This window comes from Spirillospora sp. NPDC000708, from assembly GCF_040299565.1.
GTDB lineage: Bacteria > Actinomycetota > Actinomycetes > Streptosporangiales > Streptosporangiaceae > Spirillospora.
Map to the genome: position 1 here is coordinate 1 of NZ_JBEPCJ010000156.1, position 14,303 is coordinate 14,303.

11 protein-coding genes and 1 pseudogene are annotated in these 14,303 nt (G+C 71.5%); 6 read left to right on the top strand and 6 right to left on the bottom strand.

Annotated elements, in window-relative coordinates:
• Positions 1-647: 647 nt before the first annotated feature.
• Together ABT299_RS50435 and ABT299_RS50440 are read right to left on the bottom strand one after the other, a co-directional pair.
• The gene (locus ABT299_RS50435) at positions 648-1,979 is read right to left on the bottom strand and encodes an MFS transporter (RefSeq protein ID WP_500255207.1); all 1,332 of its coding nucleotides are present in this window, start codon (positions 1,977-1,979) and stop codon (positions 648-650) included.
• Entirely contained in the window at positions 1,976-2,515 is a 540-nt protein-coding gene (locus ABT299_RS50440) for an ArsR/SmtB family transcription factor (protein ID WP_500255208.1), read from the bottom strand. Before ABT299_RS50440 ends, ABT299_RS50435 begins: the two co-directional genes overlap by 4 nt.
• 491 nt (positions 2,516-3,006) lie before the next feature.
• On the opposite strand from ABT299_RS50440, the gene ABT299_RS50445 reads away from it, so the two are divergent.
• A complete protein-coding gene (locus ABT299_RS50445) occupies positions 3,007-4,011 on the top strand; it encodes a DUF8094 domain-containing protein (protein ID WP_500255209.1) in 1,005 nt (334 codons plus the stop codon).
• 333 nt (positions 4,012-4,344) lie between these two features.
• Complete coding sequence (locus tag ABT299_RS50450; RefSeq protein ID WP_500255210.1) at positions 4,345-5,949, top strand: hypothetical protein; 1,605 nt, start codon at positions 4,345-4,347, stop codon at positions 5,947-5,949.
• A gap of 64 nt (positions 5,950-6,013) precedes the next feature.
• Here ABT299_RS50450 and ABT299_RS50455 read toward each other — a convergent pair whose 3' ends face one another.
• Positions 6,014-8,008: a WD40 repeat domain-containing serine/threonine protein kinase gene (locus ABT299_RS50455; RefSeq protein ID WP_500255211.1), complete on the bottom strand. Its 1,995-nt coding sequence runs from the start codon at positions 8,006-8,008 to the stop codon at positions 6,014-6,016.
• Positions 8,009-8,227: 219 nt separating this feature from the next.
• On the opposite strand from ABT299_RS50455, the gene ABT299_RS50460 reads away from it, so the two are divergent.
• Entirely contained in the window at positions 8,228-8,668 is a 441-nt protein-coding gene (locus ABT299_RS50460) for a hypothetical protein (protein ID WP_500255212.1), read from the top strand.
• Between the two features lie 206 nt (positions 8,669-8,874).
• Here the strand turns inward: ABT299_RS50460 and ABT299_RS50465 are convergent.
• The 3 genes and pseudogenes from ABT299_RS50465 to ABT299_RS50475 form a co-directional block, all read right to left on the bottom strand.
• Positions 8,875-8,985 (bottom strand): annotated as a pseudogene (locus tag ABT299_RS50465) (hypothetical protein); the annotation flags it as partial.
• Complete coding sequence (locus ABT299_RS50470) at positions 8,942-9,445, bottom strand: PAS domain-containing protein (RefSeq protein ID WP_500255213.1); 504 nt, start codon at positions 9,443-9,445, stop codon at positions 8,942-8,944. The gene ABT299_RS50470 and the pseudogene ABT299_RS50465, both read right to left, overlap by 44 nt.
• 556 nt (positions 9,446-10,001) lie before the next feature.
• Positions 10,002-11,378: a prolyl oligopeptidase family serine peptidase gene (locus ABT299_RS50475; RefSeq protein ID WP_500255214.1), complete on the bottom strand. Its 1,377-nt coding sequence runs from the start codon at positions 11,376-11,378 to the stop codon at positions 10,002-10,004.
• A 74-nt stretch (positions 11,379-11,452) separates the two neighbouring features.
• Here ABT299_RS50475 and ABT299_RS50480 point away from each other — a divergent pair, with 74 nt between their 5' ends.
• The 3 genes from ABT299_RS50480 to ABT299_RS50490 all read left to right on the top strand — a co-directional run bounded on the left by ABT299_RS50480 (position 11,453) and on the right by ABT299_RS50490 (position 14,154).
• Positions 11,453-12,427: an ArsR/SmtB family transcription factor gene (locus tag ABT299_RS50480; protein ID WP_500255215.1), complete on the top strand. Its 975-nt coding sequence runs from the start codon at positions 11,453-11,455 to the stop codon at positions 12,425-12,427.
• Positions 12,428-12,661: 234 nt separating this feature from the next.
• Positions 12,662-13,159, top strand: a complete 498-nt coding sequence (locus tag ABT299_RS50485; protein ID WP_190861175.1) for a SigE family RNA polymerase sigma factor — start codon at positions 12,662-12,664, stop codon at positions 13,157-13,159.
• Positions 13,156-14,154: a CU044_5270 family protein gene (locus ABT299_RS50490; RefSeq protein WP_500255216.1), complete on the top strand. Its 999-nt coding sequence runs from the start codon at positions 13,156-13,158 to the stop codon at positions 14,152-14,154. The genes ABT299_RS50485 and ABT299_RS50490 overlap by 4 nt, the downstream gene beginning before the upstream one ends.
• Positions 14,155-14,303: the final 149 nt, after the last annotated feature.

Consider the following 14,303-nt stretch of genomic DNA (forward strand, 5'->3'; position numbering starts at 1 on the left):
GGGCCACGGCGCCGGCACCAAGGGCGCCCCCAAGCCCCTCGGATGACCCGACCCCGCCAGGACGGATCCCTAACCAGACGCCCCCGGCTCCCCCCAACTCGCGAACCCCGCTCCCGTCCCCGGACGAGAGCGGGGTTCGTCGCGTCCAGGGACGGGAACGCAGGCGGCCACGCAACGCTCTGGTTGACAGCGGCCCGGCTCCGGGGAGGTAACAGACTCGGGCGCCAACGATCAGCGGAACTCCATCGAGTCCCGTCCGAACGGATACCGCGCTCTGCGATCAGCCGTGGCCACTCTCTGGGAGTTGGCTGGACATGTCCGCGGCCCGGCAGCCGTTCCGCCAGCGCGGTGACCTGCTGCTCTCCGACCGCTGGCAACACGACTAGCAGAGCGAGGGCGAGCGGGTCGTCGAGCACGGGATGCGCGGCGGCGCCGGTGGCCCCGGGGGGACGGCCCACTCGGTTCAAGTCCCGCAGGGTGCTGACGGGATACGCGGCCCATACAGCCTCGGTGCGGCGCTGATCCGGTGTCCGGCTTCGCGGAGGCGGTAGCTCGATGTCGTGCGGGTCTGGGAGAGGGTCGCCGGGGCCTACCCCACGGCACCGACGACGGTCGGCACCGTCCATGGTGCTTCGTGCTCACGAGCTTCAGTGCGCCGTCGCCTCCGCGGGATGCTGCGGTTCGGGTGCGCTTTCCCGAAGGGGATCCTCGGGTGCCGGGTGGCCCGGTCCGCTGTTCGAGGCGGCGTTGCGTAGTGCCGTCTCGACTCGGCGGTTGCTGGTCATGGTGGCCGTGAAGGCGGTCATGGCCAGCAGGAGGCCGGCGGCGGCGTAGAGCGGGGTGCGCAGGTCGTAGGTGGTGGCCAGCCAGCCGCCGAGGAAGGCGCCGAACGGGGCCGCGCACATGGCGAGCATGCGTGAGGTGGAGGCGACCCGGCCGATCAGGTGGGCCGGGACGATCACCTGCCTGAGCGACGGGCCGAGCACCATCGTGGCGCCCATTCCCGCCCCGCAGACGGCGAGCGCGAGCCCGGCCGCGTACGGGTTCGGGGCGGCGGCGAGTCCCAGGATGGCCAGGCCCTCGACCGTGGCCGTGCAGGTCAGCGCGGTACCGGTGCCGAGCAGCCGGCCGAGGCGCGAGGCGATGCCCGCGCCGAGCAGGCCACCGGCGGCCTCCGCCGCGAGGAGCAGACCGAAACCGGAGGTCTCGATGCCGAGGCGCTCGTGGGCGAACAGAGCCAGGACGGTCTCCACGGCGAGGAAGGCGACGTTCCCGACCGCCGGACGCAGCGCGAGGCCGAGCAGCAGCCGATCATGGAAGACATGGGCGGCCCCGGCCCGCGCTTGGCGGAGCAGTGACTCGCGAGCACCTGCGGTAGGCCGCGGCACGACGGGCAGCGACCGCACCAGGAGTGCGGAGAACGCGAACGACACCGCGTCGGCGAGCAGGGGAACCGCCCGCCCGAGCGCGAGCAGCGCACTGCCCGCAGGTGGTCCGGCGAGGCCTGACGCGGCGGTCTGGGCGCCGCGCAGGCGGGAGTTGGCACGTTCGAGGAGGGCGGGGTCGCGGCCGAGCAGGTCCGGCAGATAGGCCGTGGCGGCGGTGTCGAAGAAGAGCCCGCCGAGGGCGAGCAGGAAGGCGGCGGCCGACAGCAGCGGGACGCTCAGCATGTCGAGCGCGGCCGCGGCCGCCAAGACCGCGAGCAGCACCGCGCGCGCCGTGTCGGTGACCCACATCGTCCGGCGGCGGTCCCAGCGGTCCACCAGCGCACCGCCGAGCACTCCGAACAGCAGCCACGGGAGCGTCCCTGCGGCCGTGACAACGGCCAGAGCCATCGGGTCCCGCGTCGTGGTCAACGCGATCAGCGGCAGCGCGGCGTGCGTCACCCCGTCACCGAGCGAGGACACCGTTTGCGCGGTCCAGAGCCGTCCGAACCCGGTCGGCGGCTTGGTCACGTCATCGGTCGGGTCCGGTGTCACTGGGCGTCCCCCTCGACCTGCCGGCGCTGAGCCGGCCTGAACAGTGCGAACACCAGCGACGCGTCGGGGAGCGATGGATCCGACAGCGTCCGGTACTCGTCCGCCAGGGCCTGAAGCCGCGCCCCGAGCTCGGTGAGCTGCTCATCGGTGAGCCGCAGATGCGCCATCCGCACGTGCCGCTCGCCATCGGCCGGCGACGCCTCCAGGTCCGCCACCGCATTGCGCAGCAGCACGTCCGGCTGCCCCGGCCCGGGGTCGGGCAGCTCGATCGACCGCGCGGCCATCGCGTAGTACCGCTCGGTGACCCCTCTCACCTTCCGCGTCCGCACCACCTTCACCAGGCCGGCCCGCTCCAGCAGCCGCACGTGATAGCTGGAACTCCCCTTCGCCAGGCCCACTCGCTGGGCGATCTGAGTGATCGTCGCCGGCTCGAAGCGGAGCACGGCCATGATCCGGTGACGCGTGAGGTTGGAGACGGCGCGCAGCTGCTCCTCAGTGGTGACGTGGAACGTCTCAGGAAGATCATCAGTGGACACGCCCCCAATGGTCAACGACTCTTGACCATTGCGCAAGTGGATTCGTCCAACGAACCTCACTAGGTGCGCGTCGAGATGCCGGCGCTCGCGTCTGCCGCCTGGTCGGTACGGCGCGGTCGGTCGGGCACGCGCTGCCGCACCCCCATGAGGTGGCCCGGTCCCGTTCCCTGTCCGAGGTCGAGATCGCCAAGCGGCCTCAAGCGCGACGGCTGGGGCGTCGTCGTTGTCCCAGGGGCCCAGGCGAGGCCGAGCGCGGCGCCCACAGGTGCGGCCCAGGACGTCGCGCCGATCGCCTCCCCCATCGACGCTTGCCAGCAATCGAGCGGTGGGGACGGGCAGTCGGCCAGCGCCATTCATGGCTTGGCGGACGACGAGGGGCCGGTTCGTGAGGGAGGCCACGACGCCTCACCGGTTGCGACCTGCTCCAACACGCGCACTGTCATCCCTGGAGGCCGGCGACCACGTGCGGCCCGGCAAGACGGGAGCACGAGGTGCCAGACGCGAAGCAGCCGCCGAGAGTTCGACTTCATGTCGTCCTGGGGGCCGCCGTCCTCGGAACGCTCGCCGCCGGGTGCGGCACCAGTGCCGCCGACGGGCACAAGCACGCGACCGGTTCCCCGACCTCGCCGAGCCGGCCGCCCGCCGTCACGCCGGTTACCGAAGCTCAGGCCAAGGCCATTTTCGCCAACTACCAGAAGGTCAACAACCAGGCGAACGCGCGGGTCTCCGACGCGCTGCTGCGCTCCAACGAGACCGGCCCCATGCTCGAAGTCGATCTGGCGGGCAACAAGCGCATCCGGGCCAAGCAGGAAAAGAAGATTCCCGCCTTCTTCTACCGGGACGCCCAGTTCTTCATTCCGCACACCACGGGCCCCGCGTGGTTCGCCGTGACGGCGAAGTCGACCGATGGCGGGGAGACCGAGATGCTCGTGTTCCTCGACACCGGAGGCGGCTCGTACAAGGCGACCGCCGGCCCGTGGCTGGCGAAGGGCCAGAAGTTCCCGGCGATCGCCCGCAACGCCGACGGCTCGGCGACGGCCGTCACGGCGGGAGCCGCCCTCGGTGTCGGGACCAAGATCTCCGACTACCTGAGCGCGGCGGCGCTCGGCAAGCGTCCCGCCCCCGGGTTCGCCCCGGGACCGCTCACCTCGCAGCTCGGCAAGAGCTGGGCCAAGTCGGTGAACAGAACCAACAGCGGAAACCGGTGGTCGGGCGGCACGAGCTGGAAGGCCCGGCCCCAACCGGTCTACGCACTCAAAACGGCTGACGGTGGAGCTCTGGTCGTCAGCGTCTCCATCCAGTCGGAGACCTACACGGCGATACGCCCCGATGTCTGGTTCCGGCCCGACCAGGTCTTCTTCGGACTGGGCCCCAAGCGCTACTACACGCGTTTCTCCGGTGACCGCCTCTGGGAGTTCGCCACCCACGTCCCGCCCACCGGCCCGGCAGCCGTCCTCGCCAGCGCCACCCATTCGATATCGGCGACAGGTAGCTGATCGGCGGCACGTCCGGCCGCTCCGCGCACCACAAAACGTGTCGCGTTTCCGCAGATCACTTGAATGCCACCTGTGGAAACGCGATACGCCCCGCCGTCATTCGGCCGGGGGGCGCCTCTTGGCGGGCTCGCCGGTGTTGACCGCCTCGGTCTTCAGGACGTCGCCGAGGCGGCCGCATCCGTTCGGCCACGCATGGCAGCGGACGGCTTCCGATCAAGAGCCGGTGATCGAAATGTGATCAGTGGGACTCCTCCACCGGGCAACCGGTCGAGGATCTTGGGCGTCCCCTCCTCGCCGGTCATTTCTTGATCGCTTCGGGGAGAGATACCTTCCGTGCACCGTAAGTCGTCCTTCCTGGTCGCCGCCGTGCTGGTGACATCGACCGCGTTCGTCCCGGCCGCCGCCCGCGCGGACGCGACGGACATCAAGCTGACCGCGACCCTCGATCGCCTCGCCCCTGACCGGGTGGTCGTGCTCACCCTCACGGCGAAGTCCGCCAGCGGCGTCACCGACGTCACGGCGAGCCTGCACTATCCGACCACCGCGGGCGCGGCGTACGACACCGTCCGGTTCACGCGGGTCGCCGGGACCGACCATGACGGCACGTGGCAGGCCGAGTACCACACCGACATCGTGCGGCATCCGCGCGCCAACTACGTGAACGCGCAGGTCAAGACGGCGGACGGGGCGACCGCGAGCACGTGGGCCAATTTCAACGACTGCTACGAGACGAGCATCACCGACCTCGTCACCGAACCGTCGGTCATCGACGCGGACCACTCGGACGTCACCGTCCACGGTCGCCTCATGGTGCAGAAGTCGCGTGAGGCCACCCCCGAACCGGTGCCCGACGCCCACATCAACGGCGACGGCGGTGCTTTCACCACGCAGGCGGGCCCGGACGGATCCTTCACGTTCACGTCGCAAGGCCGATTCCCGGTGACCGCTTCTTACGTGGCGGACGGGCAAAACTGCGCGACCGGCCAGGTGACCGGCGTCACCGTCGCGAAGCAGGCGACGGAGCTGTCCGCGCGACTGACGACGCCGCAACCCGTGGCGACCGGCACCGATGTGACGGTCCAGAGGACGCTGCTGAGGCACGGCGCGGCGGGCCTGGTGCCCGCGCCGGGTGTGCAGCTCACGGCGGTCGTCGGTTCGGGCACCACCGTGGAGAACGTCCCTCTGGGGCCGACGGCGGCGGACGGCACGTTCACCTCACGCTTCGCGGCCGACAGGACGGGGCCGCTCACGGTCGTCGCGAGCGGCGATCCCTTCCTTGAGGACGCCCGGACCGCGGCGGGCACGCTGGACGTCCGGCGCGACAGCGTCATCAACGACCTGAAGCTGACGCCGAACCCGGGGCGTTACGGTCAGGCGCTCTCCATCAGCGGCAGGCTGGGCTCCCTTCCGGGCGCGCTGGCGATCGCGGGCGCACCGCTCGTCGCGGAGTTCTCCGCGAACGGAAAGACGGGGTGGGCTGCGGCTGGAAGCGGCAAGACGACGTCCAACGGATTGTTCCGCCTGACCACCGGAGCGGCCAAGCAAGACGGGTACTGGCGGGTCCGGTACGCGGGCAGCTCCGCCTACATGGCGCTCTCCAGCAACCCGGTCTATGTCGACGTGCGGTACGGGACGTCCATCGCCGGCTTCAACGCTTCTCCGGAGCCGGTGGCGAAGGGGAAGACCATCACGGTCAAGGGGCAGTTGTTCCGGTACTTGGACAAGAAGCTGCCGGGGCCGGGCGCATCCGTTTACCTGTACTTCCAATCAAAGGGCTCCGGCACCTGGACGCAGGTGGCCGTGGTGAAGACCGCGAGCAGCGGATGGTTCAGCAAGACCTTCAAGGCGTCCAAGGACGGCACCTGGATGGCCGCCTACAAGGGCAGCTCCGCCTACCTCGCCTCCAACAAGCCCACCGACTACGTGGACGTGCGCTGAGCGACGGCCCGTGACTCGGGCTATGAGGTTGGCGGAAGGGCGGCACAGGTTCGCGCGATGAGAGTCACCCGACCTTCCAGAGCCGCACTTTCTTGTCGGCGGGACAGCTGCTGGCCAGGGTCTTGCCGTCGGGGCTGAACGCCACCGAGACGACGTCGCCATCTTCGTGACCGAGCGTGGCGGTATTGTGTCGGGTCGCCATGTCCCATAGCCGCACGGTTCTTTGGTTGCCGCCGACACCGGTGGCCAAAGTACGGCCGTCGGGGCTGAACGCCACCGAGTCGATGTTCTCGGGCTTTCTGTGATGGCTGGTGAGTGTGGCGGTGTTGTGTCGAGTCGCCGCGTCCCACAGCCGCACGATGCCCTTGTCGTCACCGGTGGCCAGGGTGCGGCCGTCCGGACTGAACGCCACCGAGCTGACGCCGCTTCCGTGCTCGAGTGCGGCGGTGCTGCGCCGGGTCGTCATGTCCCACAGTTGCACGGTCCCCTTGGAGCTGCCGCTGGCCAGGGTCCGGCCGTCGGGGCTGAACGCCACCGACTGGACGTAGTCGACGCTGCCGGGGTCGCTGGTGAGGGTGGCGGTGGTTCTTCCGGTCGCCACGTCCCACAGCCGCACGGTCTCCTCCGTGCCGCCGGTGGCCAGGAGCTTGCCGTCAGGACTGAACGCAACAGAGCTCGCGTCGCTTTTGTCGCCGAGGGTGGCGGTGTTGCGCCTGGCCGCCACGTCCCACAGTCGCACGGTGCGGTCGGCGCTGCCGCTGGCCAGGGTCCTGCCGTCGGGGCTGAACGCCAGCGCGCCGACGATGTCGGTATGGCCGGTGAGGGTCGCGGTGTTGTGTCGGGTCGCCACATCCCACAGCCGCAGGGGCCCATCGGTGCTGCCGGTGGCCAGGGTGCGACCGTCGGGGCTGAACACCACCGGGAAGCTGTCGCTGTCGATGGTGGCGATGGGGTGATCGGCTTCGAGCCGGCGGATCACCGGATAGGACACGGCGCCGAGGCCGGCCGTGCCGAGCGCGCCGAGAATCAAGGCGCGTCGCGGAAGGGTGCTGCGTGCGGGCGCGGGTGTCCGTGCGGGGTCGACCGGCCCGGCACCGCCGTCCTCGGTCTCCGTGCGGGTGGCGGTGGCCGTCGGAACCGTCGGCGGGTGACGAAGCGCCGGTCGGGACGGGGCCGGCCTTTCCGCGGTGACCGGCCGGTCGGCCGGTGACGTCACCGTCCGTGCGTCGGCAGCCGCAACGGCAGCGGTCGGGTCGGTTGCGTGAGTGCCGAGCCGGTCGAGGATCTCTTTGGCTCCGGGACGGTCGGCGGGCGATTTGGCCAAGCACGCGCCGATCAGCTCGCGCAGGTCGCCGGGGATTCCGTCCAGGCCGGGTTCCTCGTTGATGATGCGGTACACGATCGCGGGAATGGTCGGGGCGTCGAACGGCCCCCGCCCGGTGGCGGCGTAGATCAGCACGCACCCCAGTGAGAACACGTCGCCGGCCGGCCCGGCCCGCTCTCCGCGCACCTGTTCGGGCGACATGTAGGCGAACGTGCCGATGACGACGCCGGCCGACGTCAAGGAGCCGGCGTCGGCCGGGCGGGCGATGCCGAAGTCGATGATCCGCGGCCCGTCCTCAGCCATGATCACATTGCCCGGCTTCAGGTCCCGATGCACCACCCCGCAGGCGTGGATCGCGGCCAGCCCCTCGGCCAGCCCGGCTCCCAGCTCGCGCGCCGCCCCCGCCTCCAGCGGGCCCTGGCGGCCGACGACCTGGTGCAGGGACGGACCGGGGATGAACGCGGTCACCAGCCACGGCGACTCGGCATCGGGGTCGGCATCGACCACCGGCGCGGTATGGAATCCGCCTACCCGCTGCGCGGCCTGCACCTCCCGTGCGAACCGCGCCCGGAACCGCGGACTGGAAACGTGCTCGGTCCGGATCACCTTCACCGCGACCTTCCGGCCGCCGGGGGAAACCCCCAGGTAGACCTGCCCCATCCCACCCGCACCCAGCCGGCCGGTCAGCCGGTACGGCCCGACCTGGCGCGGATCACCCGGCTGCAGCGGATCCATCGGCACACCTCTGATCAGAAGAACAAGCGTGTCTGTCACCCGTGATCATTCCAGGAAACAGCCCGGGCGTGCCGGTCTCGTCCGTGCCGCGCCCAGATCGGAAACCGAGCCGACTCCCGTGGCGGTCCGCAGCGGGTCGCGGACGCGTGCTCCGACGAGGCGCTGGCGGCGCAGGTGTTCAACGCCTCCGGGGACCAGCGGTCCGGCGGACGGTTCTGGATGTCCAGCATGCTCAACGAGGCGGTCGTCCCCGGCTTCGACGCGGCCACCGCGGCGGACCGGGAGACCGAGGTCGACCCCGACATCGCAGCCGCGCTCATCGGCAACCACCTCACGATGCTCACCTCGCCCACGTGGGCGATGCAGCGGCCGAAGTCGGCCCACGCCCTCCGCGGCACCGGGCAGACTCTGCAGTGGCTGGCCACCGACGCCACCGATGGCGCGGACGCCTGGTTCGTCGAAAGGCGGCCCGACGGAGCCGGGTGGCGGCCTGGAACCGGGCAGGCCGATGTGACGGTGAGCGGCCCGGCGCAAGCGCTGCTGCTGACCTTGACCCGGCGACTCCCCCTCGCCGACGGCCCAGCCCACGAGATCAGCGTTGACGGCGACGCCGACCTCGCCCAGCACTGGCTCGACAACACCGCCCACGCCAGCAACTGACCGGCACCCACGACCACTGCCATGACGACGAGCAGGTCCGGCAGGGGCACCGACCTGGCCGGTGTTCGGCCAGTAGTGGGTCGCGCTTCGGATGAGAGGCCGTCAAAGGGACGCAGGACACCGGGATGAAGCAGCAGTGCGCCAAGCCTGAGCAACGGAATCTCTCCGCACCGACGTGCGGCGGAAGAAGACGGGTCGCCAAGTGATCAGGGTGATGTGCAGGGCAAGCGGAGGAGCATGCGGGTTCCCTGGGGGTGGTCGGCGACGTGCAGGTCACCGTGGTGGGCGCGGGCGATATGGCGGGCGATGGGCAGGCCGAGGCCGGTGCCGTCGGGGTCGCTGCGCCGGGTGTCGGCGCGGCGGTAGAAGCGCTGGAACGGCGTGCCGGTCGGCGTTGCCCAGCAGGTTGGCCAGCACCCGGGCTAAGCGGACCGGCGAGCCCTCGACCATGACGCCGGGGGCGATGTCGACGACGGTGCGGCAGGCCGGGTCGGCGCGTTCGACCTCGGCGGCCACCAGTGCCGACAGGTCGACCGGTTCGGTCACAAAGGGCGCGCCGCCCTCCAGACGCGCCAGTTCCAGCAGGTCGCCGACAATGTCGCCGAGGCGTCCGCCGGGGAACAGCTCGTAGATCCGACGGCCCAAAAGCTGCCCCCGCTCACGCTCCACAACGCGCTCATAAGCCCGGTTCACCGAGACGTACACCAGTTCCGGCGACAGCACCGCGCACGCAACGGGCAACGCATCGAACGCGGCCGAATAATCAAGCCCGGTCACATGGACCGTCTACCCCGAGCACGCAAAAGCGGCTCCACGCGGCGCCCCGCCCGCGCCAAAGAAGACCCGGCCTTCATCCAGGCCCCGGTGGCCGCCCGGGGCCGCTAGACCACGCACCCGCAGGGCCGAAGCACCTGAAGGTCGTCGGCCGCCTGCGTCGCCTGGCTGACGCGTTCGCCGCACAGCGGGCAGGGCCGACCGGCAAGTCCGAAGACGGCGGGAACGGGCGAGTGCCCCGCCTCGGTGATGGGCGAATCACGGTGTTCGGCTGTCAGGTCCACGGCGCGCCATCCTATGGCCGCACCCTGGAGAACGCTGCGCCGACAGACCGAGCCACCTCTTCCTGATGTGAGCGCCTCCGGCGGGCACGCTCGCCGCGCTCATGGCGATGACCTGGTCGACGCTGGGCGAGCGCCGACACGCACGCGCCCGGTAGAAGACCGCTCGCCACGCCGCCGATGCCTCCCGGGACCAGGACCTGCATGTGCAGGGCCGCGGCCGGGAGCAGGTCAGAGGCCATGGCTCGCCCCCGCGGATCATGGCCTCTGACTTGTGGCTATGGGCGTAGGTACGGTCCTGGGTGGTGGCGGGTGAAGGACGGGCTCGTCGGGTGCAGGCCCGGTTCGGGGTCTGTGTCGAAGACGGTCTGGTAGTCGGGGCCGAGCTCGGTCGCGGCGCTGTTCAGCGCGGCCGGCCGGGTGGTCGGCCAGTGGCGGGTGTTCATTCGGGTCAGGAGGGTCCGGAGGGTCGTGATCTCTTCGGAGGCGGTGAAGGCGCAGTGGTAGCCGCGGTCGACGTACAGCTGCTTCAGGTCGGCCGGGTTGCCCGCCCGGCGGACCTGGGCGGCGTACCAGCTCTGGTTCTCCGGGGGGACGTTGCCGTCGCCGGTCGTGTGCAGGGTCACCACTGGCCAGGGGGTGCGGCCGGTGGGGGTGCCGTAGCGGTCGAGATAGCGGACGGCCGTGGGATCGGCCTCGACCCGGGGGGCTGCGTTGAGGCGGGCGAGGTCCTGGCGAAGGCTCAGGCCGGCTTCGCGGTAGGCGCGTTTCACCAGCTGCTTCTGGGTGGAGCGGGCCAGGAGCGTCCGGTAGTCCACACCCGTGTTCCAGGACGGGTTGCCGTCGGCTCGCTGCTCGATGTCGGTGCGGTTGAGGCCCCAGAAGGCGCCTCGGTCGTAGGCGGCGTAGTAGGTCTGCTGTTCCACCTGGCCGGCGACCGTGTCGGGTGCCGGTGCGCGCGAGGCGTAGCGGCCGGGGATGTCGGCGAGCGCGGCGGCGAGGGCGAGGCGAGCGCGCCCGCGGGGGTCGTCGAGGGCGGCTCCCAGTGCGCGGCGGGCGTTGGTCGTGTTCGTCTGCGGGTCCTTGATGCGGACCAGGTCGAGCGCGGGCGCGAGCAGTGTCCTGATCGCGAAGTTCGCGTCGAGGGCGCTGTTGAAGTGGCCGGTCGTGCCGCCGAGGACTCCGCAGACGGAGGCGACGCCGGCGAAGCGGCGTGGGTTGCGTTCCGCCAGCAAAACGGCGGTGAGGCCGCCGGCGGACGCGCCCGCCGAGATGGTGCGCCGGGGCTCGCCGATGTTCGCGGTGAACCAGTCGAGCAGGTCCATCTGGTCCTTCAGGCCCGACTCGACCACGCCCCAGCCGCGCGGAACGCGGAACTGCGAGCCCGCGAGCGCGTATCCGTGGTCGAGCAGCCACTGCTTTGTGGCCGGGTGGTTGGTCAGTGCGATGTCCGACGGCGCGGGGGACTCCAGGCTGTACGCGCCGTGGCTCCACAGGAGAAGCGTCCCGTTCCAGTGGGCGGGGACCTCGACGCGGTAGGGAACTCCGTCGATGTCGCCCTCACGGACATCGGCGCGGGCGGGCAGCGCGATCGCGGTAAGGGCGGCGAACACCATCAGCGGAACGGTGCGGCACAACAGGCGGAGGCGGTTCATGCCCGCACCTTCCAGGAGGCTCCGGCCCGGGTGCAATGATTTTGGAAATAGCTTAAATGTTGTAAATTCCGGCCATGCTGCGGCTCTGGCTCGACTACGAGGACCTCACCCGGATCCGCATCACCCCGGGCCTCTCGCCGATCGCCCAGACCGTTTTCGGCGCCCAGGCCCTGCGCGGCGCCGGGCCGGAACCGGTTCCCGGGCCGTGGCGGGCGCGGACGCGCACGAGGCTCACCGGCCCGTCGCGTCTGCTGCTCGACCTGGTCCCGCCCGGACGCCTGCTCCCCGATTTCCTGACGCCGTACACGCATGTGCCGGGGTTCGAATCGGAGCTCGACGCCGTCGCGTCCACGCCCGTGCGGCGCATCCGCGCGGAATTGGAGCGGACGTACGGTCCGCGGCCGCCGGTTTCGTGGCTGTCCCGCCTGGCCGCCGGAGACCCGGAGGCGATGCGGGCGCTCATCTGCGGGCTCCGTGACTTCCACCGGGTCGCGCTGGCCGACCTGTGGTCCGGTATGGGCGCCCATCTGTCCGCCGAGGCCGGTGGTCATGCCCGGACGATGGCCGAACGCGGCATCGGCGGCCTGCTGGAGAGCCTGCACGGCGGCATCCGCTGGGCGCCGCCGGTTCTGGAGATCGACACGCTGCGCGACGGCGACGTGCGCCTGCAGGGGCGGGGCGTCCAGTTCGTCCTCTCGCCGTTCGTCACCGAGCCGCGCGTCCTGATCGCCGGCGACGATCCGGCGGCCGTGGTGGTGCCCGCGTCGCGGCCGTTCGGCGCGGCGGGCGGGCGCGACGCCCTGCCGCAGGTGTTCGGCCGGACGCGGGCGGCCGTGATCCAGGTGGTCGGCGCGCAGCGGGAGCTCACGACGGGGGCGCTGGCGGCCCGGCTTCGGATCAGCGCGGCGTCCGCGTCCCAGCATGCCACCGCCCTTCGCGGCGCCGGTCTCATCACCAGCGAGCGCCGGGGCAAGACGGTGCACCACGCGCTGACGCCGCTCGGCGAGCGCTTCCTGCGCGGTTCGGACCCGGGGGAAAGCCAGGGATGACGGCGGAGCGCCGCCCCTGGCATGGGGACGGCGGACGATGCCGATCTTGATCAGAGAGGCGCCCCCTCCTCGACGACCGCGCCCCACAGGCCCGGATCGAATTCGCCGGCTGAGCTCGCGAAACGAAGGGGGCGGGCCCGCCGGCGGCGAATCCCTCCCCTCTCGTTTGTGACAAGGCGATCGGCTCGCGGCGTCTGTAGGGACGGAACCGATGGACGACGCTGGGAAGGCCCGATGGCCGAAGATCCGCATGGATTTCATGAATTCGCCGCCGCGCGCGGCGCCTCGTTGTTCCGCACCGCCTGCCTGATGTGCGGGGACCGGCACCTCGCCGAGGACCTGGTGCAGACGACGCTGGGAAAGCTCTACGCGTCGTGGCGGCGCGTGCAGCGCGCCGACAACCCGGCCGCCTACGCGCGGACCGTGCTCATGCGCACCTACATGTCGCACGTGCGCAAGCACAGCAACCAGGAGACGCCGTCGCGGCGACTGCCCGAGACGGCCTCCGCCGACGCCGACCAGGCGCTCCGCGTGACGCTGCTGAACGGCCTCGCCCAGCTTCCCCCGCAGGACCGCGCCGTGCTGGTCCTGCGCTACTGGGAGGACATGAGCGTGGAGGACGTGGCGTCCGCGCTGCGGCTGAGCGGCGGGGCGGTGCGCAACCGGAGCATGCGGGCGCTGGGCAGGCTCCGCGAGGCGCTGGGCGAGGAGTTCGAGGAGCTCATCCGATGACGCGGGAAGGGGACGCCGAGATGCAGGGGGAAGCGGGAATGAACGCGGTGGAGGACCGGCTGGCCGAGGCGATGCGCCGCACCGCCGAAGGACTGGAGCCGCCGCTGGACGGCCTCATCACCGGGGGCATCGCGAGGGGGCGGCGGCGACGGTTCCGCAACCGTGCGGGCATCGCCGCCTCGGCGGTGACGGTCGCGGCCGTCACCGCGGGCGCGGTGGCCGTGGTCGGCGGCGGCGGTGACGGGACGGCCCCGCCGCGGCCGCCCGCCGTCCAGCTGGTGAGCGCCACGCAGGTGCTGGGCAAGGCCGCGCAGACGGCCGAGGCGCGCCCGCCCGTCAAGCCGCGCCCCGGCCAGTGGTGGTACACCAGGGCGGTCGAGATGGGGCCCACCGCCGAGCACGGCCCCAAGCCGCACTACTCGGAGGACTGGATCAAGCTCGACGGCTCGCAGGACGCGAGCCTGCTGAACGGCAAGCTGGTGATCTACCGCCACACGGGCGCGGGGGCCAAGAGCTCCAAGGCGGAGACCGACCGCCTGATGTCGCTGCCCGGCGACCCCCGGAAGCTGCGCGCCCTGGTCTACAAGGAGGTGGACGCCACGCCCGCCCGGGAGCGGATGATCAAGGACCGGGACGGGCAGGCCTTCCGCGTCGCCGCCCAGATGCTGTGGGACGCGCCGGTCACCATGCCGCCCGCGACGCAGGCCGCGCTCTACCGGGTGCTGGCCGCGATCCCCGGCGTCCAGGTCGACCGGAACGTCAAGGACGGCGCCGGACGGTCCGCCATCGCGCTGTCCCACGGGTCCGGCGAGCAGTTCCTGCTGGACCCGGCGACCTACCAGATGGTGGCGCAGCGGACGGTCAACACCGGCCGCAACGCCCCGATCTCCGCGACGAAGGGCAAGGACCCCCGCTACAACGTCCCGGTGGGGACCGTCATGTACTCCCTCACCCGCGTGGTCACCAAGCTCGTCGACCGGGCCGGGCAGCGGTAGGACGAAGGGGCCGCCTCGCCCGCGTAGGGGGCGGGGCCCCCGGGCCGGGGGGGGCCCCCGGGGGGGGTGGGCGGGTGGCGCGGACCGCGGGGCGGGGTCCGGGGGTGCGGGGGTGGGAGGAATTGCGGGGATAGGGAAAAAAGCGCCCA

Excerpts from the sequence above, each read along its gene's own strand:
- ABT299_RS50455 (WP_500255211.1), bottom strand. The coding sequence starts at position 8,008 with ATGGATCCGCTGCAGCCGGGTGATCCGCGCCAGGTCGGGCCGTACCGG.
- ABT299_RS50460 (WP_500255212.1), top strand. The coding sequence starts at position 8,228 with ATGTCCAGCATGCTCAACGAGGCGGTCGTCCCCGGCTTCGACGCGGCC.
- ABT299_RS50475 (WP_500255214.1), bottom strand. The coding sequence starts at position 11,378 with ATGAACCGCCTCCGCCTGTTGTGCCGCACCGTTCCGCTGATGGTGTTC.
- ABT299_RS50480 (WP_500255215.1), top strand. The coding sequence starts at position 11,453 with ATGCTGCGGCTCTGGCTCGACTACGAGGACCTCACCCGGATCCGCATC.
- ABT299_RS50485 (WP_190861175.1), top strand. The coding sequence starts at position 12,662 with ATGGCCGAAGATCCGCATGGATTTCATGAATTCGCCGCCGCGCGCGGC.
- ABT299_RS50490 (WP_500255216.1), top strand. The coding sequence starts at position 13,156 with ATGACGCGGGAAGGGGACGCCGAGATGCAGGGGGAAGCGGGAATGAAC.